General features: G+C 64.9%; 28 protein-coding genes. 14 read left to right on the top strand and 14 right to left on the bottom strand.

All coding sequences use genetic code 11. The annotated features are described in order from the left end of the window. Nucleotides 1-43 precede the first annotated feature (43 nt). Together CH262_RS05435 and CH262_RS05430 are read left to right on the top strand one after the other, a co-directional pair. The gene (locus tag CH262_RS05435; RefSeq protein WP_179274915.1) at nucleotides 44-1009 is read left to right on the top strand and encodes an arsenic resistance protein; all 966 of its coding nucleotides are present in this window, start codon (nucleotides 44-46) and stop codon (nucleotides 1007-1009) included. A gap of 9 nt (nucleotides 1010-1018) precedes the next feature. Further along, nucleotides 1019-1273, top strand: coding sequence for a hypothetical protein (locus CH262_RS05430; RefSeq protein ID WP_094717174.1), 255 nt, complete (start codon nucleotides 1019-1021; stop codon nucleotides 1271-1273). On the opposite strand, the gene CH262_RS05425 is transcribed toward CH262_RS05430, so the two are convergent. Further along, nucleotides 1270-2052: an IclR family transcriptional regulator gene (locus tag CH262_RS05425; protein WP_256987503.1), complete on the bottom strand. Its 783-nt coding sequence runs from the start codon at nucleotides 2050-2052 to the stop codon at nucleotides 1270-1272. The two genes, CH262_RS05430 and CH262_RS05425, sit on opposite strands and share 4 nt — an antisense overlap. A gap of 141 nt (nucleotides 2053-2193) precedes the next feature. On the opposite strand from CH262_RS05425, the gene CH262_RS05420 reads away from it, so the two are divergent. Further along, nucleotides 2194-2955 carry a CoA transferase subunit A gene (locus tag CH262_RS05420; protein ID WP_032369350.1) on the top strand — a complete coding sequence of 254 codons (762 nt, stop codon included), beginning with the start codon at nucleotides 2194-2196 and terminating at the stop codon, nucleotides 2953-2955. Continuing rightward, nucleotides 2952-3590, top strand: coding sequence for a 3-oxoacid CoA-transferase subunit B (locus tag CH262_RS05415; protein ID WP_094717173.1), 639 nt, complete (start codon nucleotides 2952-2954; stop codon nucleotides 3588-3590). The genes CH262_RS05420 and CH262_RS05415 overlap by 4 nt, the downstream gene beginning before the upstream one ends. A gap of 80 nt (nucleotides 3591-3670) precedes the next feature. Here the strand turns inward: CH262_RS05415 and CH262_RS05410 are convergent, their stop codons facing one another. Beyond that, on the bottom strand, nucleotides 3671-4519 hold the full coding sequence (locus tag CH262_RS05410) for an aldo/keto reductase (protein ID WP_094717172.1): 849 nt from the start codon (nucleotides 4517-4519) through the stop codon (nucleotides 3671-3673). A 54-nt stretch (nucleotides 4520-4573) separates the two neighbouring features. Between CH262_RS05410 and CH262_RS05405 the strand changes: the two genes are divergently transcribed. From CH262_RS05405 to CH262_RS05385, 5 genes are all read left to right on the top strand, one after another. Then, complete coding sequence (locus CH262_RS05405) at nucleotides 4574-6247, top strand: phospholipase D family protein (RefSeq protein ID WP_027494426.1); 1674 nt, start codon at nucleotides 4574-4576, stop codon at nucleotides 6245-6247. Between the two features lie 57 nt (nucleotides 6248-6304). Next, a complete protein-coding gene (locus CH262_RS05400; protein WP_094642882.1) occupies nucleotides 6305-7258 on the top strand; it encodes a 1-phosphofructokinase family hexose kinase in 954 nt (317 codons plus the stop codon). Next, a complete protein-coding gene (gene surE, locus CH262_RS05395) occupies nucleotides 7255-8004 on the top strand; it encodes a 5'/3'-nucleotidase SurE (RefSeq protein ID WP_094622858.1) in 750 nt (249 codons plus the stop codon). Before CH262_RS05400 ends, surE begins: the two co-directional genes overlap by 4 nt. A 90-nt stretch (nucleotides 8005-8094) precedes the next feature. After that, on the top strand, nucleotides 8095-9168 hold the full coding sequence (locus tag CH262_RS05390; RefSeq protein ID WP_094717171.1) for a M4 family metallopeptidase: 1074 nt from the start codon (nucleotides 8095-8097) through the stop codon (nucleotides 9166-9168). A 9-nt stretch (nucleotides 9169-9177) separates the two neighbouring features. Continuing rightward, nucleotides 9178-9459: a protealysin inhibitor emfourin gene (locus CH262_RS05385; RefSeq protein ID WP_027494430.1), complete on the top strand. Its 282-nt coding sequence runs from the start codon at nucleotides 9178-9180 to the stop codon at nucleotides 9457-9459. A gap of 14 nt (nucleotides 9460-9473) precedes the next feature. Here CH262_RS05385 and CH262_RS05380 read toward each other — a convergent pair whose 3' ends face one another. Genes CH262_RS05380 through CH262_RS05370 form a run of 3 tightly spaced genes read right to left on the bottom strand, consistent with a single transcriptional unit; the run spans nucleotide 9474 to nucleotide 12553 of the window. Continuing rightward, nucleotides 9474-10133 carry an NADPH-dependent F420 reductase gene (locus tag CH262_RS05380; protein WP_094715197.1) on the bottom strand — a complete coding sequence of 220 codons (660 nt, stop codon included), beginning with the start codon at nucleotides 10131-10133 and terminating at the stop codon, nucleotides 9474-9476. A 37-nt stretch (nucleotides 10134-10170) separates the two neighbouring features. Beyond that, nucleotides 10171-11661, bottom strand: a complete 1491-nt coding sequence (locus CH262_RS05375) for a flavin-containing monooxygenase (RefSeq protein ID WP_037218819.1) — start codon at nucleotides 11659-11661, stop codon at nucleotides 10171-10173. A 25-nt stretch (nucleotides 11662-11686) separates the two neighbouring features. Then, entirely contained in the window at nucleotides 11687-12553 is an 867-nt protein-coding gene (locus CH262_RS05370; protein ID WP_094717368.1) for an SDR family oxidoreductase, read from the bottom strand. Between the two features lie 72 nt (nucleotides 12554-12625). Between CH262_RS05370 and CH262_RS05365 the strand changes: the two genes are divergently transcribed. After that, the gene (locus tag CH262_RS05365) at nucleotides 12626-13270 is read left to right on the top strand and encodes a TetR/AcrR family transcriptional regulator (protein WP_094717170.1); all 645 of its coding nucleotides are present in this window, start codon (nucleotides 12626-12628) and stop codon (nucleotides 13268-13270) included. A 7-nt stretch (nucleotides 13271-13277) separates the two neighbouring features. On the opposite strand, the gene CH262_RS05360 is transcribed toward CH262_RS05365, so the two are convergent. Further along, nucleotides 13278-14279, bottom strand: a complete 1002-nt coding sequence (locus CH262_RS05360) for an EamA family transporter (RefSeq protein ID WP_094717169.1) — start codon at nucleotides 14277-14279, stop codon at nucleotides 13278-13280. A 39-nt stretch (nucleotides 14280-14318) separates the two neighbouring features. Between CH262_RS05360 and CH262_RS05355 the strand changes: the two genes are divergently transcribed. Beyond that, entirely contained in the window at nucleotides 14319-14852 is a 534-nt protein-coding gene (locus CH262_RS05355; RefSeq protein ID WP_032384032.1) for a CGNR zinc finger domain-containing protein, read from the top strand. A gap of 118 nt (nucleotides 14853-14970) precedes the next feature. Then, entirely contained in the window at nucleotides 14971-15231 is a 261-nt protein-coding gene (locus CH262_RS05350) for a hypothetical protein (RefSeq protein ID WP_052053276.1), read from the top strand. A gap of 28 nt (nucleotides 15232-15259) precedes the next feature. Here the strand turns inward: CH262_RS05350 and CH262_RS05345 are convergent, their stop codons facing one another. From CH262_RS05345 to CH262_RS05325, 5 genes are all read right to left on the bottom strand, one after another. Continuing rightward, complete coding sequence (locus tag CH262_RS05345) at nucleotides 15260-16375, bottom strand: hypothetical protein (RefSeq protein ID WP_256988715.1); 1116 nt, start codon at nucleotides 16373-16375, stop codon at nucleotides 15260-15262. Then, complete coding sequence (locus CH262_RS05340) at nucleotides 16366-17721, bottom strand: hypothetical protein (protein WP_094717168.1); 1356 nt, start codon at nucleotides 17719-17721, stop codon at nucleotides 16366-16368. The genes CH262_RS05345 and CH262_RS05340 overlap by 10 nt, the downstream gene beginning before the upstream one ends. A gap of 48 nt (nucleotides 17722-17769) precedes the next feature. Next, nucleotides 17770-19005: an AGE family epimerase/isomerase gene (locus CH262_RS05335; protein WP_094717167.1), complete on the bottom strand. Its 1236-nt coding sequence runs from the start codon at nucleotides 19003-19005 to the stop codon at nucleotides 17770-17772. A gap of 39 nt (nucleotides 19006-19044) precedes the next feature. Further along, on the bottom strand, nucleotides 19045-19602 hold the full coding sequence (locus CH262_RS05330) for a dihydrofolate reductase family protein (protein ID WP_094717166.1): 558 nt from the start codon (nucleotides 19600-19602) through the stop codon (nucleotides 19045-19047). A gap of 75 nt (nucleotides 19603-19677) precedes the next feature. Continuing rightward, the gene (locus tag CH262_RS05325) at nucleotides 19678-20088 is read right to left on the bottom strand and encodes a RidA family protein (protein WP_027494441.1); all 411 of its coding nucleotides are present in this window, start codon (nucleotides 20086-20088) and stop codon (nucleotides 19678-19680) included. A gap of 79 nt (nucleotides 20089-20167) precedes the next feature. Here CH262_RS05325 and CH262_RS05320 point away from each other — a divergent pair, with 79 nt between their 5' ends. Then, a complete protein-coding gene (locus tag CH262_RS05320) occupies nucleotides 20168-20536 on the top strand; it encodes a winged helix-turn-helix transcriptional regulator (protein WP_094717165.1) in 369 nt (122 codons plus the stop codon). A gap of 4 nt (nucleotides 20537-20540) precedes the next feature. On the opposite strand, the gene CH262_RS05315 is transcribed toward CH262_RS05320, so the two are convergent. Beyond that, nucleotides 20541-21632, bottom strand: coding sequence for a spore photoproduct lyase family protein (locus tag CH262_RS05315; protein WP_094717164.1), 1092 nt, complete (start codon nucleotides 21630-21632; stop codon nucleotides 20541-20543). A 50-nt stretch (nucleotides 21633-21682) separates the two neighbouring features. After that, entirely contained in the window at nucleotides 21683-22567 is an 885-nt protein-coding gene (locus CH262_RS05310; protein WP_094717163.1) for a LysR family transcriptional regulator, read from the bottom strand. Between the two features lie 112 nt (nucleotides 22568-22679). Between CH262_RS05310 and CH262_RS05305 the strand changes: the two genes are divergently transcribed. Next, on the top strand, nucleotides 22680-23927 hold the full coding sequence (locus CH262_RS05305) for an MFS transporter (protein ID WP_094717162.1): 1248 nt from the start codon (nucleotides 22680-22682) through the stop codon (nucleotides 23925-23927). A gap of 3 nt (nucleotides 23928-23930) precedes the next feature. Here the strand turns inward: CH262_RS05305 and CH262_RS05300 are convergent, their stop codons facing one another. Then, a complete protein-coding gene (locus tag CH262_RS05300; RefSeq protein ID WP_094717161.1) occupies nucleotides 23931-26417 on the bottom strand; it encodes a putative bifunctional diguanylate cyclase/phosphodiesterase in 2487 nt (828 codons plus the stop codon). Nucleotides 26418-26471: the final 54 nt, after the last annotated feature.

The raw sequence follows: 26471 nt of genomic DNA, 5'->3' as shown, positions 1-26471 counted from the left end.
CTCGGTACGTGCCCACCCTCTGCACTTCACCGACGAGTACCACGTGACCGGTTCGGCAGTGGCGTGGCTGGAGAAGTTCCAGATCCCGCTGTACCTATTGGCGTTGGCCGTCGGAGTTGTTGTCGGGTTGGCGGCACCGGCATCGGCTCCCGCATTCGAGATCGCCATCAATCCGGTGCTGATCGTCTTGCTCTACGCGACGTTCCTCGCAGTTCCGTTCTCCGCCATCGGTGTATCGCTGCGCGACACGAATTTCTTGCTCAGCGTCGTGGTGCTCAATTTCGTGCTCGTTCCGATCGTCGTGTTCGCACTGACCCGGTTCGTTGCGAGTAACGAAGCGGTGCTCGTCGGGATACTTCTGGTGCTGTTGGCTCCGTGCATCGACTACGTCATCGTTTTCAGCGGGTTGGCCGGGGCGGCATCGGAACGACTTCTCGCCGCTGCTCCATTACTGATGCTGCTGCAGATCGCGTTCTTGCCGCTCTACCTCTGGTTGTTCGTCGGACCCGACCTGGTGAAGATCATCGACGTCGCACCGTTCGTCGAGGCGTTCGTCCTACTGATCGCGCTGCCACTGACATCGGCTGCGGCAACGCAATGGTTGGCACGACGCACACGCCTCGGCACTCACATCATGGACGCCATGGCAGCGGCGATGGTGCCGATCATGATGGCGACCCTCGCAGTCGTCGTCGCATCTCAGGTCGACGCAGTCCGCAGCGAGGCATCTCAGCTGATCGCAGCAGTGCCGATCTTCGTGGCGTTTCTGGTCGTCATGGCCGTCGTGGGACTCGCGACGGCTCGGGTCACCCGCCAGGACGTACCCGCGACCCGGGCTTTGATCTTCTCCGGTGCGACCCGGAACTCGCTGGTGGTGCTGCCTCTGGCGCTGGCGCTGCCGCCGGCCCTTTCTCTCGCCGCAGTCGTCGTGGTGACGCAGACGTTGGTAGAGCTGATCGGCATGATCGCGTACGTCAGAATTGTTCCTCGCCTCGCACCGGCGACCTAGACTCCGAACATGACCGAATCCACGCCATCCGACCTGACCGCACTACGTGCACGGGCTGCGGGCGGTGACCAGGACGCGATCGACGAATTGGTGGAGCAGGGCACCGTCGACGACCTGCGTTCACTTGCCGCAGCCGGCAACAGCGACGCCGTCGACATGCTCGTCGAAAGCGCCGGAGAGCGCGAGGACCGCGACGAACTGCAGCGGCTGGCCGCCGGCGGAAGTCAGGATGCCGCAGACATTCTCGAAGAACTGGACGGCTAGATCGGATCGGGACGGGTGCCCACCTGCAGGGTGAGCCGGTGCGCGGCGTCGAGCAGCATCTTTCCCAACTCCCGACGTCTATCCTCTCGAAACCTCGTTTCCACACCGGTCAGACTCAACGCCCATGCCGGCCTGCGTCCGCGGTCGAACACCGCCGCGCCCAGTCCCCAGCTGCCTTCCACGAGCAACGCCGGGTTGACGGCGTAGCCCGAGGACCGCGTCAGCTCGATCCGGTGGCGAATCGCCGACTCCGAATGATCGGTTCCCCACTCGGGCACCAGATCGACGCCGTCCAGGTAGTCGTCGACCTCGCGGTCCGGGAGATGGGCGAGAACGGCCAAGCCTGCGGAGGCCACCCCGAGCGGTAATCGGATGCCCTCGTACAGCACATGCGACCGTAGCGGGAAGCTGCCCTCCACCCGAAGCAGACACACCGTCTCGCCACCTCGACGCGCGGACAGGAACGCGCTCTCGCCACTCCGCATTGCCAAGTCCTGCACGATATCTCGGGCCTGATCGGTGACGTCGTAGCGCAACGCGGCCATGGAGCCGAGGAGGTAGATTTCCGGTCCCAGTGCCCACCGTCCGGTCCCCGTATCGCGGTCGACGAATCCCTCGTCGGCCAGTTCCGTCAACAGGCGATGCGCCGTCGGCCGCGCAACGCCAGCAGACCTCGCCAACTCGGTGGTCGAGGTACCGGCCGCCTCCGCCGCACTGGCGGCACGCAGCAGAGCACACACTTTGGCGATGACGCCTGCGTTGGCATCGAGCACAGTCACCGCACCACTGTACGTCCGCTGAGTGAACGCCGACGCACTTCATGTTCGACAATCGAGCAGAATTTCATAATCCGTCCGCAATGTCCGCAGGTCGAGTTCACTGGACCCATCGTTTGCTCAACGAACACATCAGGAGTTCACGTGACAGGAAAGACCTACGACTCCGCAGCCGACGCGGTGGCGGACATCGGTAGAGGAGCGACCATCGCGGTCGGCGGCTTCGGCCTGTGCGGCATCCCCGATGCCCTGATCGAGGCCATCGCCGGCACCGACGCGGACGAATTGGAGGTGTTCTCCAACAACTGCGGCGTCGACGGCTACGGATTGGGAATCCTGTTGGCAGCTGGACGTATTCGCCGCGTCACTGCGTCGTACGTCGGCGAGAACAAGGAGTTCGCCCGGCAGTACCTCGCCGGCGAACTCGAAGTGGAACTGACACCGCAGGGCACGCTCGCCGAACGTCTCCGTGCCGGCGGCACCGGCATTCCCGCCTTCTTCACCCCCGCCGGGGTCGGCAGCCCCATCGCCGACGGCGGAATGCCGTGGCGCTACAACGTCGACGGTTCCGTCTCGATCGAGTCACCGCCCAAGGAAACACGGGTGTTCGGCAACAAACGCTACGTGCTCGAGGAGGCGATCAACGCCGACTTCGCTCTCGTGCACGCCGAAATCGGCGACACCGCAGGAAATCTCGTGTTCGACAAGACAGCGATGAACTTCAATCCGCTGGCAGCGATGGCCGGCAGGATCACCATCGCTCAGGTGGAGAAGCTCGTCGAGCCGGGCGAAATCGACCCGGCCCAGGTGCATCTTCCCGGAGTGTTCGTCCAACGTGTCGTACATACCGGTCCACAGGACAAGCGCATCGAAAAGCGCACCGTCAGTTCAGGAGTTCGAGCATGACCGCAGGATGGACCCGAGACCGGATGGCCGAGCGTGCGGCGGCCGAGATGGTCGACGGCGAATACGTCAACCTCGGCATCGGCTTGCCGACGCTGATCCCGGGCTACCTCACCGACAAGGTGAACGTCACTCTGCATTCGGAGAACGGCATCCTCGGCACCGGCCCCTACCCGACCGAGGACGAGGTCGACGCCAACCTCATCAATGCCGGAAAGGAGACCGTCACCGTCAATCCCGGTGCGTCGTACTTCGATTCGTCGCTGAGCTTCGGCATGATCCGAGGCGGACACATCGACACGGCCGTCCTCGGCGGCATGCAGGTCTCCCGTAACGGCGACCTCGCCAACTGGATGGTCCCCGGCAAGATGGTCAAGGGCATGGGCGGGGCGATGGACCTGGTGCACGGGGCTCGACGCGTCATCGTGGTCATGGAACACACCGACCGCGAAGGCAATCCGAAGATCCTCGACGCGTGCACCCTGCCGCTGACCGGCCAGGGCGTCGTCGACCGCATCATCACCAACCTGGCCGTCATCGACGTCGTCGGCGACGGCACGCTAGAGCTCGTGGAACTGGCACCGGGCGTGACCACCGAACAGGTCATCGCCGCCACCGGATCAACCCTGAATTACTGAAGCACCGAAGCACCGACAGCCGTTCGAACAGCACTGTGGGCCCGAACGTCCGAAGACGTTCGGGCCCACAGTGTTACGTTCTAGTCCGGGATCATGTCGAACGTGTCCGGATTCGGACCGTTCCGGCCTTCCTCGCCCTTGTCGAGTGCAGTGATCGCATCGACGTCGGCCGAGCTCAGCTCGAAGTCGAAGATGTCGAAGTTGGCCTTCACGCGCTCCGGTGTCACCGACTTCGGGAAGATGATGTTGCCACGCTGAATGTGCCAGCGCAGCACCACCTGGGCGACGGATTTGCCTGCGGCGTCGGCGATTCGCTTCAGTTCCGCGTCGTCGAGAACGTTGCCCTGAGCGATCGGCGACCACGCCTCGGTGGGGATGGCATGTTCGCGGCCGTAGGCCCACACGTCGTGGTTGACGAAGTACGGGTGCACCTCGATCTGGTTCACCGCGGGCACCGTGTCGGTCTCCTCGGCGAGGCGATCGAGGTGAGCGGGCTGGAAGTTCGAGACGCCGATGTTGCGGGCCCGGCCGTCGGCGGCGAACTCCTCCAACGTCTTCCATGTGGAGACGAAGTCGCCGTCGTACCGGGTGGGCAGCGGCCAGTGGATGAGGAAGAGATCGACGTAGTCGGTCCCGAGGTCGCTGAGCGTCTTGTCGAACGCCGAGCGCGCGTCGTCGGGCCGGTGGAAACCGTTGTTGAGCTTGCTGGTGACGAACACCGATTCGCGGTCGATGCCGGAGTTACGAATGCCCTCGCCGACCTGCTTCTCGTTGCCGTACATCTGCGCGGTGTCGATGTGTCGGTAGCCGATCTCGAGCGCCGTTTCGACGGCCTTCGCGGTCTCGTCGGCGTCGATCTGAAAGACGCCGAAACCGAGCTGGGGAATCTGCTTGCCGTTTCTGAGCGTGACGTTGGGTACCTGAGTCATATCGCCGGGGTGCCCGCCCACTGTGGCCTTCAAACCGGGTGGAACAATGCCATCGTGATAGTGCAGCGCATCCGGCGCGTCGTAGACGGAGTTGCCGAGAAATTCGGTCGGTCCACCTCTGCTCTGACAGCTCCCGAGCGCAGTTTCGATCCGGGGCACCCATGGTTCCTGACCGCGCCCGAGCGAGGCAACGACGACACCCGAATTTCGGCCTGGACCGAGGGCAATCGCGTCGAGAACCTCGTGCACGGCAAGACGTACTTCGCGGCACTCGCACGGGCCCTCGAGCAGACCGAGCGCGACGATCTGGTGCTCTTCACCGATTGGCGCGGGGACCCGGAGCAGCTGCTCACCGACGACGGCGTGACCGTCGAGGATGCGCTGGCCGCCGTCGCGCACCGCGGTGGCGTCGTCAAGGGCATGGTGTGGCGCTCCCACATGGAGACCCTCGGATTCACCGGTCCGAAGAACCGCAAGCTCGCGCTGCGGCTGGAGGAGGCGGGCGGCGAGGTCATTCTGGACCAGCGCGTGCTGGTGACCGGAAGCCACCATCAGAAGTTCGTGGTCGTGCGGTACGGCAGGAAAGATCTGCCCGACGTCGCTTTCGTGGGCGGTATCGATCTGGCCCGTGCTCGACGCGACGACGCCGATCACTTCGGCGATCCCGTCTCGCGCCCCTTCCCGCCCGAGTACGGCGAGATTCCGGCGTGGCACGACGTGCAGGTGCAGATCGAGGGCCCCGCAGTCCGGGATGTGGAGGACGTCTTCCGCGAACGGTGGGAAGATCCCGCGGCGCTCTCGCGTCTACCGTGGCATGCCATTCCCGATTTCCTGCGCGGAGTCACGCGTGAACCGTCGGAGTTGCCACCCGCTGCCGCCGCCCCGGAGCCGCAGGGCACGTGCTCGGTTCAGCTGCTGCGTACCTACCCGCGTCGACGACCCGCGTACCCGTTCGCGACGAGAGGCGAGCGCAGCGCGGCCCGTGCGTACGCCAAAGCCCTCGACCGCGCCACCGAGCTGATCTACATCGAGGACCAATATCTGTGGTCCGTCGACGTCGCGCGTGTGTTCGCCGCGGCACTGCGCCGCAAGCCGAACCTGCGGCTGGTGGTGGTGGTCCCCAAACACCTCGACGACGACAGCAACCTGACCATTCCCTCTGCGCTGCTGGGACACTCGGCGGCGCTCGGGGTCATCCGCGCAGCCGGCGGTGACCGCGTACTGGTACTCGACATCGAAAACGACCGTGGCATACCGGTATACGTGCACTCGAAGGTCTGCATCATCGACGACGTGTGGGCGGCAGTGGGGTCGGACAACTTCAATCGCCGCTCCTGGACCCATGATTCGGAGCTGACCGCGGCCATTGTCGACGAGCAGCGCGACGATCGGGCACCCTTGGACCCAGCAGGCCTCGGCGACGGCGCCAGAACCCACGCGCGCAACCTGAGACTCGAACTGATCCGCGAACACCTCGGGCGGGCCGACGGCGACGACGCCGACCTCGTCGACCCGCAGCAGTTCTTCGACGTGATCTCGGCGAGCGCGACGGCCCTGGACAACTGGCACCGCAACCCGTCCGCGAAGCCCCGGCCCGTCGGCCGACTGCGAATGCACGAGATCACGGTGCCGCCCGTCTGGCAGCAGCGACTTGCCGCACTCGCCTACCGGTTGTTCGTCGACCCCGACGGACGCCCCATCGGGATGCGCCTGCGTCGTCGATTCTGAGTCCACGTTTTCGAGTTGTAGCTGTTTCGGACCTGACATATCGGGCATTCGCTCACGATGTCCACCTCCTCTCGCGCACCGAGCGCGCTCGTCTTTGCGCCGTCCCCACTACTGACGGTGACCCTCGACGCTGCCCCCAACGGCAGTACCGAACTGCACGTGCACGCGGGCGGTCAGGGTCACTGGATCGCCAGGATGGCGTCGGTGCTGGGTCTCGATGTCACCCTCGCCGGGGTGTTCGGCGGCGAGATCGGTGCCGTATTGCGGGGCATCGTCGAGAGCGAGGGCATCTCCGTCGTCTCCGTCGACATCGGCCAGGAAAGCGGCTCCTACGTGCACGATCGCCGAAGCGGAGAGCGCGAGGTACTGGCCACGGTCGATCCGCCGCCGCTGGCCAGGCACGCGCTCGACGACCTGTTCGGCGCGGCACTGGCCACCGGCGCCCGCAGCGACGTGGCCATTCTCGGCGGTCCGCACGCCGACAACATCGTGCCGCCCGAGGTCTACGAGCGACTGTGCGCCGACCTACGTGCGCTCGACGTCCCGGTGGTCGCCGACCTGTCGGGCCCCACCATGCTGGCCGCCCTCGCCGGCGGCCTCACGGTGCTCAAGGTCAGCCACGAGGACCTCATTGCCGACGGCGGAGCCGAGTCCGAGGACCCGAAGCACCTGATCGACGCGATGAAAAAGATGCACGACGACGGTGCCGAGGTGGTTGTGATCTCCCGAGCGGGAGACCCCGCCTTGGCGTTGGTCGAAGGCGACGTACTCGAAATCGTCACCCCGGGTCTGCAGATGGTCGACCACCACGGCGCAGGCGATTCGATGAGCGCCGGCATCGCCGCCGGAATCGCCCAGGGACTGTCGATGCCGGAGGCGCTCCGCCTGGGCGGCGGCGCGGGCACCGCCAACGTCACCCGCCGCGGCCTCGGTAGCGGCCGAAAAGACCTGGTTCTCGGACTCACCGAATCGGTCGACGTGCGTCCGTACGGCAAGGCTGGCAAGAAATGAGGGCGCTGATCACCAACGACGACGGCGTGGACAGCGCAGGCATCGCACTGCTGGCGCGGGTCGCGCTCGACGCCGGCCTCGACGTCGTGGTGGCCGCACCCCACGAGGAACGCAGCGGTGCCAGTGCATCGCTGACGGGGATGGGCGTCGACGATCACCTGGGTATCGAGCGAACCGAGATCGAGGGGCTGCGCGGCGTCGAGGTCTATGCGGTACAGGCCTCACCGGCCCTCATCGCGTTCGTCGCCACCCGAGGGGCCTTCGGCGATCCACCCGACGTGGTCCTCTCCGGTATCAATCACGGCCCCAATACCGGTGCGGCCGTTCTACATTCGGGCACGGTGGGCGCGGCGCTGACCGCATTGACGCACGGGGTTCCCGCCATGGCGCTGTCCTCGCTCGCCACCCGGCCGTCGCACTGGGACACCGCCGAACACGTCGCGCATCTGGCGGTGACATGGATGATTTCGCACCTGACCGTCGATGCCGTCGTCAACGTCAACATTCCCGACGTTCCACGGTCGGATTTCGCCGGGATCGTTCCGGCCTCGCTGGCCCGGTACGGCGCGGTGCAGGCCGAAATAGGCGATCGCGGAGAAGATTTCGTCACCGTCCGGTTCGACGAGATCCACGCGGAGGACGACGACTCCGACGCCTCCCTGCTGGCCCGGAACTGGGCGACCGTCACCGCGCTGCGTCCCCCGAGCGAGGTGGACAGTATCGATCTGTCGACGCTGCGTGAGTGAGCTCGGTGCGGTGGAGCCGATTGTGTCGGTGCCCTCGGGCACACTGGGAATCATCACCGCACATGCAACGGACCTAGGGGGTCACCGCACATGACGACAGATACCGATTCCGGATCGTTCCGCAGGCTCCACTCGCATGGCGTAGTTCCACCGTTTCTGCTCGAGCGTCTGCAGGGAGCCGGTGCCCGCGCGACTCTGCTGGCCGACCGCGAGATGCGGGCGGGCCGAGAGGTCGTCCAAGCACGTACCGCCATCGCACCGCGGACCGGCGGCACCCTCGAACGCACCATCTCCGATGCGAAAGCGACCCGCGACCTCCCGGGTCAGCAGGTTCGCGCCGAGGGTGAGGATCCCACCGGTGATGCTGCGACCGACGAGGCATACGACGGTCTCGGTGCCACGTATCTGTTCTTCGACGAGGTGTACGGCTACTCGAGTCTCGACGGCAGCGGCCTGCCCCTCGATGCGACGGTGCATTACGGCCGGGACTACGACAACGCGTTCTGGGACGGCTCTCGCATGGTGTTCGGCGACGGCGACGGCGAAGTGTTCGCCCGCTTCACCGTTTCTCTGGGCGTCATCGCGCACGAGCTCGCGCACGGGTTCACGCAGTACACCACCCCGCTCGAATACAAGGACCAGGCCGGCGCACTGAACGAATCCATTTCCGACGTGTTCGGTGCACTCGTGGAGCAGTACACCGCGAAGCAGAACGCCGAGGACGCGTCGTGGTTGATCGGCGAAGGTCTGTTCCTGCCTGCGGTGCAGGGCAAGGCGCTGCGCTCGCTCCTCGAGCCCGGTACCGCGTACGACGACGATGTACTCGGCAAAGACCCACAGCCGGCGAGCATGGACGACTTCGTCGTCACCACCGAGGACGACGGCGGTGTGCACATCAACTCGGGCATTCCCAACCGCGCGTTCGCCGTCGCCGCAACCACCTTGGGTGGCCCGGCGTGGGACCGCGTCGGGCAGGTCTGGTTCGACACCATGACTGTCGGGGGTCTGGCACCGACGGTCGACTTCGCGGGTTTCTCCGCGGCGACGCTGCTCGCAGCGCAGAAGCGATTCGGTGCCGATTCCGACGTCGCACGGGCCGTGGCCACCGGTTGGTCTACCGTGGGAGTTCAGTCAACACGGGAGCCGAGCGACGATCGGGTGTGATCGAGGGGCATGAGCCTGCGCATCGAGGTACTGCGAACCGGCGGGATCGCCGGAATGTCCAAGCGCGGAGTGGTCGAGACCGACGAGCCGGAATGGCAGTCGCTGGTCGAGGCTGCGCGCCCGTACCTGGCTGAGCCGCCCCCACCCGAGCCGGCCGAGTCGCAGGCCCGCGACACCTTCGTGTGGAACGTGTCGGTGGGCGAGCAATCGTGCCGGGTCGGCGATTCGGCCCTGACCGGGCCGCTACGCGACCTCGCGGAGCGCACACTCCGCGAGGGTCGCGTCAGGTAGTTCAGCAGCTCGGCTCAAGCTTTCCATTCCGCGGAGCGTTCCGGGGACGCCTCGGCCAACGCCTTCACGGTGTCGTCGACGCCGAAGTCCTTGCCGTACACCGGGGTTCCCGGCTGCTGACGCCAGGACTCGGCCAGGGAACCGGCATCGACCGGGTCGAAGCCGAGCTCGTCGATCACCGAGAACACCAGCTTCTTCGACTCGGCGTCGTCCCCGGCGATCGGCAGCGCGATGCGCTTGTCGGTTCCGGCAGGAACACCCTTCTCGAGCAGGTGCTTGTACCAAATTCCGTTGAACGCCTTGATCACCGGCTCACCGAGCTGCTGCGACACCCATACGCTCTCGGGTGTGCCGCCTTCGATGTCTTCGATCAGACCGTCGCGCTGCTGCGGGTAGTAGTTGTTCGTTTCGATGATCGGCGCTCCGGGCTTGCGTGAGCCGGCGATACCGGCGGCGAGGTCGGGCACGTTCTTCTGCGGGATGCTGAGGATGACCAGGTCCGCATCCTGCGCCGCGTCCGCTGCCCACACCGCCGTCGCTCCGGTTTCCGACGCCAGCTCCGCCAGAGTCTCCGGGTCGCGTGAGTTCGAGAATCGAACCTCGTGACCGAGCGCCGTCAACCGGCGCACGAGCGTTCCACCGATGAATCCACTTCCGATGATGCCAATTTTCATGTCCGGAACAAACGATCAGGGACTCGATCTATTCCCGTCAGGAAGCGACCGCGACCTTCGATCGAGGCCGCCCGAACTTCATCGCCTTGTCGACGAGCTTGCCGTACCGCAGAACCGGCAGGTCGCGGAAGTAATTCATCCGCAGCTTCCACGGCGTTTCGCTACCCTGCCTCGGGAAGTTGTCCACGGCCCGCAGCACGTAGCCGGCGGCGAAATCGAGGAACGGCTCTTCGTCCACGGACGGGTCACGTTCGAGCTCGACGGTGCTGTACCCGTTCTCGTCCATGTGTGCGAGCAGGCGCATGACGTAGTTCGAGACCATGTCGGCCTTGAGCGTCCACGACGCGTTGGTGTACCCGACGACAAAAGCGAAGTTGGGGATTCCGGTGAGCATCATGCCCTTGTACGCCATGGTGCTGGGCAGATCCACGTCTCTACCGTCGACGCGGAAGGTCGCGCCGCCGAGTGCGGACAGGTTCAATCCCGTTGCGGTGACGACGATATCGGCGTCGAGGTGCTGGCCGGACTTCAACTTCAGGCCGGTCTCGGTGAAGCTGTCGATGTGATCGGTGACGATCGAGACCTCGTCCTTGCGGATCGAGCGGAACAGATCGTTGTCGGGCACCAAGCACAGGCGCTGATCCCACGGGTTGTACGACGGGGTGAAGTGGGTGTCGAGGTCGTATCCCTTCGGCAGCCATCCCTCCTGCATCTTCCGGATTCGCTTCTTCATGAATTCCGGGTACTTCTGGCTCAACGTGAAGATCAACATGGCCATCGACACGTTCTTGAGCCGAGTCACGCTGTACGCCAACTTCTTCGGCAAACGCTTCCGCAGTGTCTGCGCAATCGGATCCTTCGAGGGGAGCGAGAGGATGTAGCTCGGCGAGCGCTGCAGCAACGTCACGTGCTCGGCCTCACGAGCGAGGTTGGGAGCCAACGTGATCGCCGTTGCACCGCTGCCGATCACGACGACCTTCTTGCCCGCGTAATCCAGATCCTCGGGCCAGTGCTGCGGGTGGATCACCTGCCCACCGAAGTTCTCCTGGCCGACGAACTCCGGGCTGAAACCCTTGTCGTAGTTGTAGTAACCACTGCAGGAGAACACGAACGACGCGGTGATCGTGACGGTCTCGTCGGTGTCGCTGCGCTGCGCCGTGACCGTCCAGAACTGCTGCTCGGACGACCATTCGAGGGCGACGACCTTGTGGTGGTATCGAATGTGCTTGTCCACACCCGCTTCTCGCGCGGTTTCGACGATGTAGTTACGGATGTCGGAACCGTCGGCGATGGACTTCTCTCCCGTCCACGGCTTGAAGCTGTACCCGAGGGTGTACATGTCGGAATCGGAGCGAATACCGGGATAGCGGAACAGATCCCAGGTGCCACCGATCGCCCCGCGGCTTTCGAGGATGGTGTACGTCTTCCCGGGCAGATCGTGCCCGAGGTGACGCGCGGCACCGATCCCGGACAGGCCGGCACCGATGATGAGGACATCGACCTCGGGGGTGGTCAGTACGGCAGTCATGAGCAACGATTCCTTCGGTGGGGGGTCAGCTGATTTTGTTGCGTGCGCTCTCGGACCTACCGAGACGCGCTACTTCTTCGTCCATCTTGGGCAGGATCGTCGGCACGTGCGCCAACATGCTGCGATCGCCTACGCGCGAGGTGATGACGGCCTTGAACCAGGACGCCGCACCCACCCACCGCGGTACGTAGACGCGGCGCTTGCGCTTGGCCAGGCCGTCGACGAACGCATCCACGCACTGCTCGACGGTCATCGTCTTCCCGAGGGGGCCGGGCAGTACCGCGAGCAAATCCTGGAATGCCGTGAGATCGGACTTCGCGTCCTGGACCATCGGGGTATCGATCCAGGCCATGTGGGCCGAGCCGACGTCGGCTCCTCGGTAGTTCACTTCCAGCCGAAGCGCATTGGCGAAATGCTCGGCAGCGGCCTTGCTGGCGTTGTACGCGGCCAAGCCGGGGCACGGGGTGAACGCGGCCAGCGAGGAGACGACGAGGATGTAGCCGTTGCGTTCGATCAGCGACGGCAACGCCGCGCGGACGGTGTTGAACACGCCCATCACGTTGATGTCCATGACGCGCTGGAAGGTGGCCGGGTCCACCTGCAGGATCGATCCGTAGCTGGCGATTCCCGCATTGGCGAGCACCAGATCGATGCCTCCGTAGGCCGCGATGCCGCCGTCGACGGCGCGCTGCATGTCGTCCAGATTTCGGACGTCGGCGACGAACGCCTCGGCCTTCAGCTGCGTCGCGACCTCCCGCAGCGGAGCCTCGTCGACGTCGACGAGTACCAACTTGGCTCCACGACCTGCCAACGCACGTGCTGTCTCGGCACCGATTCCTCGTGCCGCGCCTGTGATCAGAACGACCTTGTTCCGGAGCGTCGATGACGCCATGTCTCCCCCTCGATCGAGATGCATTCCTGCGAACACTTTGCATCTGATACCGAGCGGTGTCAAGATCTGTCTGTGACTACCCATCACAGTGAAGTCGGCCGCACCTATCGAGGTGCCGATCCGCAGCAGCGGCAGCAGGAGCGCCGGATCCGCCTGCTCGACGCCGCCGTCGAAGTGTTCGGCACCACCGGGTACCGGACGGCGACCGTGGAGAAAGTCTGCAGCGAAGCGGGGCTGACCAAGCGCTACTTCTACGAGTCCTTCACCAACAGCGAAGAACTCCTGATGGCCACCTACGCCCGCGCCACCGACGCGATGCGCGAGAGCATCCTCGCCGGAGCGGGCTCGGAAACGGAGTCCAGCGAACAGGTGCTCCGTGGAGCCCTGACCGGCTTCTTCACGTTCGTCGCCGAGCAACCGAAGTCCGCTCGTATCGCCTTCGTCGAAATCCTCGGCGTGTCCCCCACCGTCGACGCGTTATACCGCAAGACCACCACCTCGTTCTCGGCGACGGTGCTACAGGTCGCCGACACCGTAGGGTCCAGCCGAGGCCTGGCCGGGCCGAACCGTAAAACGCTGGCGATGGGCCTGGTGGGAGCGGTTCTCACCATCGCTCAGCAATGGTTGCTGTCCCCCGAACGCGAACCTCTCGACTCCGTGATCGCCAGCGCGCACACCATCCTGGCCGCCGTCGTATTCGGACGCGTCGACGGCTGAGCAGCTGTCATGCTCTGCTCTGCAGCGGCTCCACCGGTTCGTCCGAGGTGACGCGTTCACCTGATTTGACGACGACGACACCGAGCAGAATCAGTGCGCCACCGGCCAATTGGATCGACCCCGGAGCCTGGCCGAGTAACAGCCACGCGAACACAAGCGCTGCAACAACTTCCATCAGACCCATGAACGACGCCAGCCGCGAGCCGAGGCGTCGGCCGGCCGCAATTCCGAGCACATACGCCAACGCGGCGGTCACCACACCGAGACCGATGATCGGAACCCACCACGGCACAACGGCATCGACGAAGGTGACGTCGGTCAGCGGAGCCGCGAACGGGACGATACCGACCAGCCCGGCGGCGAGCAGAATGAGTCCACCTGCCAGCAGACCGCCCCCGGCGAGCACGATCGGCGGCAAGCCGTTGCTCTCGTCGGCGGAGAGCACCCAGTAGACGGCGGCTCCCGCCATCGCACCGAGCGCCCACAGCACGCCGACGCTGTCGACGTCCGCGCCGGAGATCAGGTCGAGCACGAGCACCAGCCCCATTGCGGCCAACAGCGCACCGACCAAAGTCAGCCGACCCGGACGCTGCTGGTGCCGAAACCACATCCAGCCGATGACGGCTACGGGCGAGGTGAATTCGATGAGCAGTGCGACACCCACGTCCATTCGGCCGACGGCGTTGAAGAACGCGAGCTGACAACCGGCCACCGCGAAGGCACCGTAGGCCACGAGCAGCTTCCAATTCTTGGCCAACAGGCCCCAGCGTCCACGCAGCGCGAGAATCGACGGAATCAGCAACACCGCTGCCGCGAGCAGGATGCGCGCCGTCACGGCGGCACCGGCAGTCCAGCCGGCATCGAGCAGGCCTTTGGCCAACGAGCCGGAGAGCCCGAACGATGCCGCGGACAGGAGCGCGAACCCGAGTCCCGAGAGTCGACGCGACCGTGCCGCAGCGTCGTGTGCAGCTGCGCGATCCACCTGCGCGTCATGAGTGTAAGCCGTCATGACATGTGACAGTAGGGAGTGAATTGGTAAGGTGTCAACATGCTTTTTGCTCATGACGCAGAACTGTCGCTTCTGTCCGCCGTGGCATTGGTCAATTCCGCCGAAGACCCGGATACGCTGACCACCCGCGAGGAGTTGGCCGAGTTCTTCACCGACCAGGGCTACTCCGGACGGTTCGACGGCGACGACGCCGAGCTCGAGGCGGTGCGGGCACTGCGTCCGACCCTGCGATCACTGCTCACCAGCAGTCGAGACGACGCCGTGCTCGAGGTGAACCGCTTGCTTGCCGAATCCTCGGCCCTGCCTCGACTGGTCCGGCACGACACTCTCGATTGGCACATCCATGCCGTCGCCGACGACAGTCCACTGGCAACCCGCATCGTCGTCGAGACTGCGATGGCCATGATCGACGTCATCCGAGCCGACGAGCTCTCCCGTTTCGACGTCTGCGCCGATCCGGACTGCAACGGGCTGGTTCTCGACCTCTCCCGAAACCGCTCTCGCCGCTTCTGCAGCACCACCTGCGGCAACCGCGCGGCGGTTGCCGCGTACCGCGCACGCAAGGCCCAGTAGCACCGCGGGGCTTAGACGACCGGGTTTCGGGTATTCGGCGACGGAACTTAGCGAGAGGAACATCCCCATGGTCGAGAAAAGGCCTTCGAAAACGAGCTGGGCACGTGCAGTCGAGAACATGCTGGCCGTCATCTTGATCTTCGCCGGAATCGCATCCGCGGGCGGTCTGATCGCGGCTCTGGCGGGCGGCTTCGAGGGATGGGCGATCGTCGCCGGCATCACCGTGGTCGTACTGTTCGCAGCCGCGTTCTTCGCCGTTCGCGACGGTGCCCGACGACGCGCGCGGGAAGTCGACACCGTCGTCTACTCCCCCGACAACACCGATCAACTGTTCGACGTGGACCCGAACACCGGTGAGCGCACTCCGCACCGGGAATAGCACTGCCGCACGGTAGATCTGCTCGGCGTCAACTCGGAACCGATTCGAGACGAACCATCGAATCGGTTCCGAGGAAGAACACGCCCGATCGCGTCTGGGCGATAGTGCCGCTGTCGGTGAACCCATCGGATCCAGCAGGGATGGTCCAATGCCACCGCACGTCACCGGAATCCGTCGTCGCGACATACGCCGGGCCGTCGATCGAATAACGAGTGTTGCCGATGACCTTGTCCGTATCGAACGGATCCGGCAACTCCCACACAGTAGCGCCGGTGGAGTCGACGACGGTGTCATCCGAGGTCATGTCGAGACCCCCGACGGGTGCTCCGGTGGTCGGATCGAAAAATGTCGCCTCCCCGCCCATCGTCACGACGCCTCGCCCGTCGGCCGTGTGAATCACTGTGCCACTCAGGCCCTCCCACCCCATGGATGTGGTGATCGGTAGCGTCCACATTCGGTCGAGTGCATTCACCGACCCGCCGTGCAACACGGATTCGCCGTCCTCAGGGCTGCCTTCCAACAACAGCACCGATGTCCCGTCGCTCTCGATCGCGTAGACGTACCAGTCCTCGGGGACCGGTATCCGCTTCACCACCCCGTCGTTCGTACCGATAGTGACGAGGGACTGCACATCGGAATACGAGTCCAGACAGACGATGTCGCCCTGAACGGGGACACTCGCGCATACGTCGACTGTGCCGGGCGACGCCTTCCATCGCACACTGCCGTCGTCGGCATCGAGGGCCACGAACTCGACTGCATCGAGCGAAGACGACCGTGGATTCGGAAGACCCATTGCGGTGACGAGAACATCGCCGGCGTCGATCACACCCGTGACCCCGAGATCGAACGTCAAACTTGCGTTCGGCGAACGGAATGCAGCGAATTGCCTGCCGTAGACGGTCTCTGCGTCGATCCGCCAGCTGGGCTCGAGCGCCGGCCCAGCCGGTGCCTCAATTGTCTCCGTCTCCTCCGAGAACGTCGGCATCTCGTCGAACGCCGACGTCGTTGCATCGTCCATCGACGGCTTTACGGACACGTCCACATTCACCAGCACGACCGCAGCCGCGGCGACGGATACCACTGCCACCATCACCGCGGCTGCAGCGAGAACAGTGCGTGTCGTCGAATCCTTCACGGCCACTGCGTGATCGGAGCTTGGGCCACTGCATCCAGTAGCTCGAGTGGCAGCGGTTCCGGCCGTGTCGAACGGCCCCCGCCAGGAACAAAATCTGCCGTCGACCGAACCGACACCTGCACGCCGGACGGTCGCGTCAGCGTGACCGACCTCGCCAACCGCATGGTTCCGTCCTCCGCGGTCATGCTGCTCGACAGATCGACGTCGTACGATTCGAGCACCGAACCGTCGGACAGTGTTCGCAACTCGACAACAGGTTCGTATGCATTTTCCGGATCGTAGGGGTCCCTCGCCACCGGGAGTGCCGCGCCGGAGGATACGGAAATCGACAGCGCTACATCGGAGTTCACTACGTCGATCTCCGTACAGGCACCCCTGCCCGTGCGATCGGGTACCAGTGACCCGATCGGCCGGTTCAAGACGGGCGCGTCGGATAGCGCCTGCCACGTTGTCGTCAACGCCTCGTTCGCGGCGTCCAAGGACTCCTCGTCGATGTCCACCGCTGTCGCCTCCCCTGCGAGCGAGACCGAGCAATCCTGGCGCGGCGCAGCGCTTCCCGCCGGTGCAGGCGAACCGACTCGGAGGCCCGGCAGCGCCGCGATTCGGGTCAACTCGGATGTGTCCAAGGGAAATTCGGGACCGACGGTAGTACTGAGATTCGCGGTGACCAGAGTTCCGTCCGGGTGATACGCCGTCGCTCTGCGACTGTTCGTGCGGTCACCGCCGATCTCGTACCAACTGTCGTCGGTATCGACCACCGTTCCGTCGGGCTCGGTGGTGCGGGCGTCGAGAACGCCTGCGACACAGGCCGGAATCCCCGTCGACGATGGTCGAACATCGACGCTGGCAAACGCAGACACCCCCGCGCGAGTCAGGTCGCCGCGGGCACTGGTGCTTGCCTCGAGGCCCTCCGGCACATTACCGCCGAAGTCGTCCACCGGTTGGAAGGTCAGCGACTGGGATGGGGCGGCCAACTTCACGGTGACATCCGCTGGAAGTGCGCCCACGAGAGCGTCGGTCATCGCTCCTGCCTTGCTCGCGGTCAACCACGGGTAGGCAGGATTGTCGTAGGACGGAGCCTGACTCCCGATGACCGAGATGAGGCGCCCATCCTCACTGGGCGGGGGCGGCTCGACCTCGGAGCACCCCGGAATGTCGGCCGGATACTCGACGGGCTCGGAGACGATGGAGTAATCACCGTCGCGTGCGGCCTCTCCGGATGACACAGCATTTCCGGGCGGCAGTTCACTTTCCGGCGAATGCAGCAGTCCGGCCGCAACGACACCGAGTGCGACCACCGTGACGATGACCGATACGTCGATGACGGCGTTGTGTCTTCTACCTTCGCGCACGAGACGACACTACATACCCAACGGACGGTTTTGGTCCGATGCGGCCATTCAGGCCGAGTCCGCCAGCAGCGCTGCCACCAAACTCGAGCTGTTCACCCCTCGGCTGATCCACGTTGCTTGCACAGCGTGGTACAGGTCCGGCTTTCCACTCCACACCGTGGCTGCGGGCCTGTTGTCCGCGTCGAGTTCGTGATGCCAGGAGCCGTCGACGAGGTCGATGAAGGAGTCGGCGGCAATGTCCCACCAAGCGCGATAGTCGTTGTCGTAGCACTCTTCTCCGGTCCGACGACCCAGTGTCGCGGCCGCCGCGATCGCCTCGCACAACACCCAGTGCAGACGCTCTGTCACTACCGGTCGCCCAGTCCAGTCGGTGGTGTAGACGAAGCCGGGCGACGGGCCGGGTTGCCATCCGTCCTGCGCCGCGCGGTGATACAGCGACGCGGCGGCGGCAATGTAATCGTGGCCACGAGGGCTGTCGGCCACGAGACTCGCCTGCACGAGCAGCCGAGCCCACTCGAAACCGTGCCCCACCGTTGCTCCGTACGGCTTGAACTGGTTTGCGGTGTCGCCGCTGTTGTACTCGAGCATCGGCTGCCATTCCGCAGTGAAATGCTCGGGAATGCGATTCTCGTTCGCCTGTGACCAGCCGATCACGTTGTCGCAGATGCGTACTGCCCTGCTCCGCCAGACCTCGGGCGCACCCGCATCGGCCGCCGCCAGCAGTGCCTCGACCATGTGCATGTTGGCGTTGATACCGCGATAACCGTCGAGCGCGGTCCAGCTCGCATTCCAGGTGTCTGCGCACATGCCGTAGTTCTCGTCCCAGAATCGCCGATCCACGACCTGGAGGGCTTCGTCGAGAAGCCCCCGTCCACTGGGGTGTCCCGCCGCTGCGGCTGCGGCTGCCGCCAACACCACGAAGGCATGCGTGTAAGCCGTCTTCGTCGCGTCGGGGGACGAGGCGTCGGCGCTGGACTCGAACCACCCGCCGTTCGTGCTGTCCCGCAACGTCGTCAGTAGACCGTCGAACACTCGATCGGCTTTCCTACGAGACCCCGGATACCCCTGCATCGAGGCCAGGAAATGCACGTGCGCCATCCGAGCAGTGATGTAGGTCAGGGCCGGATGGCTCAGGTCCGGATGTCCGCGGTCGTTCAACCACGCCGCTCCCCCGGCAGGATGCTCGAGCGAGCTACCGAACCGGAGGAGCCGAGCCGATTCTGTGTCGAGCCACCGCTGGTGCGCGGGCAAGGTCCACCACTGACGACGATCACCGGATGTCATGAGCCCATTCTGCGCGATCGGGCCGGACGACAGGTCTGCTTACCGAACCACCCTGTACCGCAGATACATCCAGCCCGAGGTGGGGAAGTGCCTCTGCTCTTCCAGCACCAGGTTCAGTCGGTGCCCCACAGGGAAGTACGGCTTCCCACCACCCAGGATGGTCGGGACGACAATGAGCTCGAACTGGTCGATCGAGTCGAACAACGATGCGGCCAACGACGCGCCGGCGACGGCCAACGTGCCCTCGGTCTCCCGTTTCATTCGCTCCACCTCCGCGACGGCGTCGGCACTACGGACCAGCCGGCAACCGTCGGGCACGGAAGTGAGGGTGTCCGAGAAGACCACCCGGGGAGTTGCCTTGTACAGCTCGGCGAATTCGGCTTCGACGGGGTCGCCGGCCGCCCGTTCCGGGGCGGTCCAGTAGTCCTCCATGGCCTCGTACAGCCGCCGTCCGAACAGAAAGACGCTCGTCTCCACGGTCTGTCGATTCGAGAACCGATGCGATTCCTCGTCGGGCATCGAGTAGTCGAGGCTGCCGTCGGGATCCTCGATGTAGCCGTCGAGGGAAACATGCAGGTTGTAGGTCAGAATCGCCATGTCACTCCAGAGGTCGGGTGGGTTTGCCGGTATCGACCTCTGCACCGCCGAGAAGTCACCGGCCTATCCGCGGATTCAGTCCAGAATCGCGGTTGCTTCCACCTCGACCCGCACGTCCGGTTCGAAGAGGTAATCCACTCCGATCAACGACGCAGGCGGCATGGGAGTCGGCAGTCCGATCTCGTCGGCGACGCGCGTGACGCCGTCCATGAACTCACCGATCAGCTCGGGAGCCCAGTGCGTGACGTAGAACGTCAGCCGCAGTACGTCCTCGAATGTTGCTCCTGCACCGGTCAATCCGATCGCGGTATTGCGCAGCGCCTGCGCAACCTGACCGGCGAGGTCGTCGGTATCGATGGCCGACCCGTCCTCGTTCCGGGCGATCTGGCCGCTGACGTGGATGTGTCGAGAACCCTGACCCACCGCCACGTGGTGATACGGGGTGGGTTGCATCATTCCGGGCGGGGTGAATCGAGTGACGCTCATAATTGGTCCTTCGTCGTAGAAATTCAGGTATAACGTTGATACCTGGTACACAAAGGACACTTCAAGGGAACCTGGTTTCATGACCGATACCGCCGACGGCACCGCAGAACTCACGATCACTGCCCCGCACCGCGAATTGTTGGATCAGGTGCTGGACAAATGGTCGCTGCAAGTACTCAACGAATTGTGCGAGCGCCCCTGCCGATTCAACGATCTCCGCCGCGGGATTCCCGAGGTGACTCAGAAGTCCCTCACCGCAACGCTGCGCAAGCTCGAACGCAACGGAATCATCGAACGCGCGGTGCTGAGCACCCGCCCGGTGGCGGTGGAATATCGAATCACTCCCCTGGGCAAAACACTTCGAACTCCCGTCGACGTCCTGCTGGCGTGGGCAACCACGCACATGGCCGACATCGACCGAGCTCGAGACCGATTCGATGCCCTGTGACGGTTCACGTCCAGTACAGCAGCTGCGCGTCGGGCAGAACGTCGCGAAGTTCGTCGACGAACCAGCTGCGCATCTCGGCCATCGTGTCCTTCGGATAGACGTATTTCACGCCGCCGAACTTGTTTCTCTTCGCTGTGCGCGCGCCCTCGTCCATCTCCAGTTTCGTTCCCGGATACCAGCTCAACAACACCTCCTTGCTCGACGGCGTGAAGCGGTGAGTGATGATTTCGGCGGTCAGATCGAGATCGGGCACATCGCGCAACGCGTCGGAGACATTCGCGAGCAATCGACCGTACTGCTCGCGCCACTGCGGGATCGGCATGATCGGCGCGATCGTCAACCCCACTCGGTAACCGGCCAGTGCCAACTGCCGCAGAGCTTCTATCCGAGCCGGAATACGTGCCGTGCCGCCCTCGAAGCGGTGAGCGATGTCATCGGCGTTGACCGACAGCCGAACTCGCGTTCGGCGGCCGTGGTCGAGCGTCACCAACTCGCGGACGTCGTCGAACTTGGTGGTGAAACGCAGCGATACGTCGTCGCCGTACACGCCCCCGCCCACTCTGCGAACGGCCTCGGCAAGAGAGCCCGTCACGTGTTCGATCCCCAAAGGATCGGTGTAGCAGGATAACTCGAATGTGGTGCCTTCGTGCCCGCGCTCATCGGTGCCGGAGGTGATGGAACCGCGGCCTGCATGAGTGCCGATACCGGCCAGCACGTCGTCGAGGTTGGCGAAGACCCTGGTGATCGGCGGACCGGACAACGAGCCGGCGAGATAGCAGTACTGGCAATGCGCCGGGCATCCCTTGGCCAGGTCGATCCGCCAGTCCGCGCTCGGCGGAATCGGTTGCGGTTTCAGCACACTCGGCGGGGCGACCACCACGGCCATCGTCGACTTGGCTCGTGCGTAGGTCTCGCGCTCGGACTCACCACGCAGTCCGGTGAGGCGGTCACCGGACAGAATGTCGATGTCGGCGACGCCTGCTGCTTCGCACCGACGGAGAATTTCCGCGGTGTGCGGTAGCTCGGACGCAGACTTGGTGACCAGGACACGCGAGGGTGTCCAGAGTCGAGTGGGGGCAACCAGAAGATCATCCATTACTCGTGTTCAACGCGTCGCAGCGTGCAATGCTTCCCGGTTACCGCAGCTCAGGCGAGAAATTCGTCGAGCACGCCCAGCAGGGCACGTACCGCCGCGCTCGGAGCGCGAGTCGACGAGGTCGCAACCGCGAGCGGCCACGTCAGATCCACTTCCGACACCGTGGTGACGACCACACCGCTCCGCTCGGTCAGGACGAACCGGGGTAGCAGCGATATCCCGAGGCCGTTGCGGACGTAGGCAACGCCGGTGGAGATATCGGTGATTTCGATGCTCACGCGTCGCTGCAATCCCGCGTCGGCGAACGCGCGGTCGGCTACCGCGCGATTTCCGAAGCCGATGGGCGAGTCGATGAAGTCGTACGGTGCAATGTCGTGCAGCGTCACGGACTCTCGTTCGGCCAGGGGGTGGTCCGACGGGAGCACCAGATCCAATACCGACGACGCGAGTTCTCGCACGTCGATCCCGGCGGGCCGTCGGCCGGAGTCGGAGACGAACGCGATGTCCAGTCGACCGTCCGCCACCGATTCGAGTAGCCCCTGGGTGCCCGACGGCGCTGCGCCGGTGATGAGCTGGACGTGCGGAAACCGGCGGTGGTATTCGCCCAGCAGACCGGGAAGGTCGATCAGCTTGATGGAGGTCAACGTGCCGATTCTGACGGTGCCGCGCAGGCCGCCTCGAACGTCGTCGACCGCATCACGGGCATCGCGAGCGGCATCGAGTACCACCCGAGCACGGGGAAGCAGAGCCCGACCGGCCTCGGTCAGCAGGACACGCTTGGCGTTGCGATCGAGCAGCGATGCACCCAGTTCTCGTTCGAGGGACTTGATCGCCGCCGAGACCGCAGATTGAACGATATGCAGACGGGCAGCGGCACGGGTGAAGTTCTGTTCTTCACTGACCGCGACGAAGTACTCGAGGTGGCGCAGCTCCATCCGTCGATGATCGCATATCGCGATAGTTGTCAGCGTTTTTCTTCGTTGGACGTGATCGTCGAGTCCGAGGACAGTCGTATCCGAACGAACAACACCGACATCGGAGAACGACATGTCCCACGACACCCTGCCCGCCGCTCCGCCGGCACAGACTCACTCACCGACCTCGACTCGTCGACACGGCGTCGGCTTCTGGGTGGTTGCGGCGGCATTCCTCACCGCGATGGCGTTCTCCACCGTGCCCAGCCCGCTGTACCCGCTCTATCAGGTGCGTGACGGCTTCTCGACGTTCATGGTCACGATCGTGTTCGCGGCCTACGCCGTCGGCGTGATCGTCAGTCTTGTTCTGGCCGGACATGTCTCGGACTGGGTGGGCCGGAAGAAGGTCTTGATCGCCGCGTTGCTGCTCGAATTGGTGGCTGCGGTCATGTTCCTCAGCGGCACTGCACTTCCTCTACTGCTCGTCGCACGGCTCATCACCGGACTCGGCGTCGGAGCACTCACCGCGACGGCCACGGCCTACCTGCACGAGCTGCATTCCACGCACCGGCCGACCGCGTCCGGCCAGCGATTCGAGAAGGTCTCCACCGCAGCGAACATCGGCGGACTCGGCGTCGGGCCGTTGGTAGCCGGGTTCCTGGCGCAGTTCGTCGCGGCTCCCCTGCACACCCCGTATCTGGTGTTCGCGGTACTGATCGTCGTCGCTGTCGTCGGTGTCGCGCTGGTACCCGAGACCGTGGCCGAAATGCCGGAGCGGCCCGCCTATCGCCCGCAGCGAATCAGTGCCGATCACGGTGATCGCGCCGGGTACTTCGCCGCTGCCGCAGCCGGTTTCGCGTCGTTCGCAGTGTTCGGTGTGTTCACCTCGGTGGCACCGGGATTCGTCGCGGGCACACTCGACCATCCGTCCCGCGCCCTCAGCGGTGCCACCGTGTTCGCGGTGTTCGGCACGGCAGCGCTCGCGCAGACGATGACCAGCCGCATGTCGAGTACAGCGAAACTCTCACTCGGCATCTCGGCCGAGGCCCTCGGTCTGATCGCGCTGGTGGTCGGAATGCACACCCTTAGCCTGCCGACATTCCTGGTAGGCGGTGTCGTGGCCGGAATCGGGGCGGGCGTCCTGTTCAAGGCCGCAGTGGGAGCCGTTGCCGCGATGGCGGCACCGGCCGAACGAAGCGAGGCCTTGGCCGGACTGTTCCTGATCGCGTACCTCGGCCTGGGCATTCCGGCCGTGGGAATCGGAATCGCCACCCTCTCGATGTCCGCAACCGCAGCCATGACCGGACTTGCGGCCTTAGTGCTGGTACTTCTACTGGGAGTGGCAACCCTGGCTCGACGGGCCTCGGCAACACCGCGGTGACGCTCAGGAGTTCCACGTATCCGACGCGATCTCGGCAGGTCTGCCCAGCAGATAGCCCTGTCCCTGAACAGAATTGGGCAACGCCTCGAGTTGATCGAGAGTTTCGATGCCCTCGACCACGCAGCCCAGTTTCAGATCGCGGGCCAAGTTTATGATTGCGCCGACAATGCTGCTGCTCGTCGCGTCACTGGTCATGCTGGAGGTGAAGGACCGGTCTATCTTCACTGCGCTCACCGGCAGCGTAGCGAGGTATCGCAGGCTCGCGAAGCCCGTTCCGAAGTCGTCGATGGCGATTCCCACACCCAGCGTGCGTAATTCGCCGAGCTGACGCAGGACCGACGAGCCGGAATCGAGCAACACGGACTCGGTGAGTTCGAGAACGAGGTCCCCCGGAGCCATTCGATGCCGCTCGAGGGCTGTTTCCACTGCCGCACAAATGTCGACGTGTTGCGCCTGTCGGGCACTGAGGTTCACGGCCATCGTGACGGGCTCGTCGGACGCGGAGGTAGGCGGGTTCTCGGATCTCCACCGCGCGAGGGTGCCGAGAGCGTCGTCGAGCACGCGCTCACCCAGATCGGAAATGAGCCCCGTATCCTCGGCCACCGGGATGAATCTGTCGGGTGAAATCGCTGTGCCCGTGCTGTCCCGCAGGCGAGCGAGCGCCTCGAAACTGACGAGTCGCCGACTGCCGAGATCGTAGACCGGTTGGTAGGCCACACCGAACGTCGCGGAACCGCCGCGATCAGGATCGAGCGCGTCCCTCAGGGTCTGTTCGATGTACGCACGCTCGATCGCGTGCACCCGCAGCGCGTCGTCGAACAGTTCGATTCGGTCCTTGCCCAATTGCTTCGCCCGGTACATCGCGGAGTCCGCATCGCGCAGCGCTTCCTGGGCACTGACGCCCCGGCGGACCAACACCATCCCGACGCTTGCCGACACCACGTACTCACGGCCTCCGTACGCGATGGGCGCTGCGAGTACCGTCCGGATTCGTTCGGCGACCTGTGCGGCAAGCGCGCCGCCCGCAGGCTTGCCTGTCCCGTTCTCCGCAGGCAACGCATCGAGGACCAGAACGAACTCGTCGCCGCCGACGCGGGCGATCGAGTCCTCGGCTCGCAGCACCGAGCGCAAGCGGCGAGCGACCTCGACCAGCACGGCGTCTCCGGCCGCATGGCCACCGGTGTCGTTGATTCGTTTGAACCCGTCCAGATCGCAGAACAGCACCGCCGCGGCAGCGCCGGTGCGCGCACCCCGCTCGATCGCCGATCCGATTCGCTCCAGCAGCTTCATACGGTTGGGCAGGCCCGTCAACGGATCTTGCAGGGCTGCACGCTCGAGAGCGCGCTCGGCTTCGACGACATCGGTCACCTCCCGCACCACCGAGAGCACCTCCGCCGCTGAACCCGCCGGTCCATGTCGGAACGGGGTCGTGCGCCGCGAAAGCCACCTCAGCGAGCCGTCCGCCGCACGCACCCGGTACCGGATGCTGACGCTCTCCCCATCCGGCAGGGAGGCAGCGTCCTGGTCCGCTGCCCGGACGACGTCGATGTCCTGGGACACCACCGACTCCAACCCGTCCTCGGGGGCTGCGGTGTCGCCGGGTGAGCCGTCCTGGTTCGGCCCGGTCAACAATGACCTGACGTTGCGCGAGGCCCACTTCACGGTCCCGGTCTCGACATCGGTGACGATGGTGACGTCAGGCGATGCCGTCAGCACCGCATCACGGAACGCGCGCGCCTGCTCGAGCTCGGCGCGCGCCTCACGCTCGGCAGTGACGTCCTCGGACAGCACCATCGCGCCGACGATTCGACCTGTGTCATCGCGCAGAGGTCTGGTCTTCACGGCGAAGATCGCACCCGTCCGGGAACCCACGGAGTCGAAGGACGATTCCTCCCCATCGATGGCCGCTGTGTAGAACGGCTTCAGCCGGGCATAGACCTCCGGCGGCACAGTGTCTTGCAGCAGCTGCCCCTCCATCCGCCGCGGGTCGTATCCTTCGGCCAGCAGTCCGGCACCTTCGACGAGAATGAATCGCAGGTCGCGATCGACGACCAGCACCGACGTGTGCGGGAGGTTCGCCGCCAGCTGCCGATACCGGGCCTCGCTCGCGTCGTCGAACATCGCAGGTGAGCGGAGCAACGGTCCGTAGAAGCGGCGCATCCCCAGGTAGACGACGCCGGCGAGTGCCGTCGAGGCCGTCACCATCACATCGACGGTCCCGCCCATCGACTCCCGCATCGCGTCCAGGGTTCCCATGCCGGAATCGGTACCGAGATGCGATGCGTGAGTGCCGAGCCCGGCCGTCAGATGCCACGCATGGATCAGATGGTGGGCGGCACACGTCGTGAAGATCGCAGCGGTGGCGACCGCGAGCCGGTTGGCGCGAAACTGCCCGGTTCGCAACAGCCCTCGGATGATGAACAGTACGATCCCCGAGTACGCAGCAGCGGTGATCCCGTTGAGGATCACCACCCAGAGCCACCCGCTCACCGCGATCGCTCATCGGCTCGGTACACCGGGCTCACGAGTCGGTTCGAGTCGACG

This window comes from Rhodococcus sp. 05-2255-1e (assembly GCF_002259025.1).
Classification (GTDB): Bacteria; Actinomycetota; Actinomycetes; order Mycobacteriales; family Mycobacteriaceae; genus Rhodococcoides; species Rhodococcoides fascians.
This window is presented reverse-complemented; position numbering and strand designations above follow the sequence as displayed.

Excerpts from the sequence above, each read along its gene's own strand:
- surE (WP_094622858.1), top strand. The coding sequence starts at position 7,255 with ATGAGGGCGCTGATCACCAACGACGACGGCGTGGACAGCGCAGGCATC.
- CH262_RS05335 (WP_094717167.1), bottom strand. The coding sequence starts at position 19,005 with ATGACATCCGGTGATCGTCGTCAGTGGTGGACCTTGCCCGCGCACCAG.
- CH262_RS05400 (WP_094642882.1), top strand. The coding sequence starts at position 6,305 with ATGTCCACCTCCTCTCGCGCACCGAGCGCGCTCGTCTTTGCGCCGTCC.
- CH262_RS05325 (WP_027494441.1), bottom strand. The coding sequence starts at position 20,088 with ATGAGCGTCACTCGATTCACCCCGCCCGGAATGATGCAACCCACCCCG.
- CH262_RS05315 (WP_094717164.1), bottom strand. The coding sequence starts at position 21,632 with ATGGATGATCTTCTGGTTGCCCCCACTCGACTCTGGACACCCTCGCGT.
- CH262_RS05355 (WP_032384032.1), top strand. The coding sequence starts at position 14,319 with ATGCTTTTTGCTCATGACGCAGAACTGTCGCTTCTGTCCGCCGTGGCA.
- CH262_RS05360 (WP_094717169.1), bottom strand. The coding sequence starts at position 14,279 with ATGACGGCTTACACTCATGACGCGCAGGTGGATCGCGCAGCTGCACAC.
- CH262_RS05350 (WP_052053276.1), top strand. The coding sequence starts at position 14,971 with ATGCTGGCCGTCATCTTGATCTTCGCCGGAATCGCATCCGCGGGCGGT.
- CH262_RS05410 (WP_094717172.1), bottom strand. The coding sequence starts at position 4,519 with ATGACTCAGGTACCCAACGTCACGCTCAGAAACGGCAAGCAGATTCCC.
- CH262_RS05330 (WP_094717166.1), bottom strand. The coding sequence starts at position 19,602 with ATGGCGATTCTGACCTACAACCTGCATGTTTCCCTCGACGGCTACATC.
- CH262_RS05380 (WP_094715197.1), bottom strand. The coding sequence starts at position 10,133 with ATGAAAATTGGCATCATCGGAAGTGGATTCATCGGTGGAACGCTCGTG.
- CH262_RS05415 (WP_094717173.1), top strand. The coding sequence starts at position 2,952 with ATGACCGCAGGATGGACCCGAGACCGGATGGCCGAGCGTGCGGCGGCC.
- CH262_RS05385 (WP_027494430.1), top strand. The coding sequence starts at position 9,178 with ATGAGCCTGCGCATCGAGGTACTGCGAACCGGCGGGATCGCCGGAATG.
- CH262_RS05370 (WP_094717368.1), bottom strand. The coding sequence starts at position 12,553 with ATGGCGTCATCGACGCTCCGGAACAAGGTCGTTCTGATCACAGGCGCG.
- CH262_RS05430 (WP_094717174.1), top strand. The coding sequence starts at position 1,019 with ATGACCGAATCCACGCCATCCGACCTGACCGCACTACGTGCACGGGCT.
- CH262_RS05375 (WP_037218819.1), bottom strand. The coding sequence starts at position 11,661 with ATGACTGCCGTACTGACCACCCCCGAGGTCGATGTCCTCATCATCGGT.
- CH262_RS05305 (WP_094717162.1), top strand. The coding sequence starts at position 22,680 with ATGTCCCACGACACCCTGCCCGCCGCTCCGCCGGCACAGACTCACTCA.
- CH262_RS05310 (WP_094717163.1), bottom strand. The coding sequence starts at position 22,567 with ATGGAGCTGCGCCACCTCGAGTACTTCGTCGCGGTCAGTGAAGAACAG.
- CH262_RS05320 (WP_094717165.1), top strand. The coding sequence starts at position 20,168 with ATGACCGATACCGCCGACGGCACCGCAGAACTCACGATCACTGCCCCG.
- CH262_RS05390 (WP_094717171.1), top strand. The coding sequence starts at position 8,095 with ATGACGACAGATACCGATTCCGGATCGTTCCGCAGGCTCCACTCGCAT.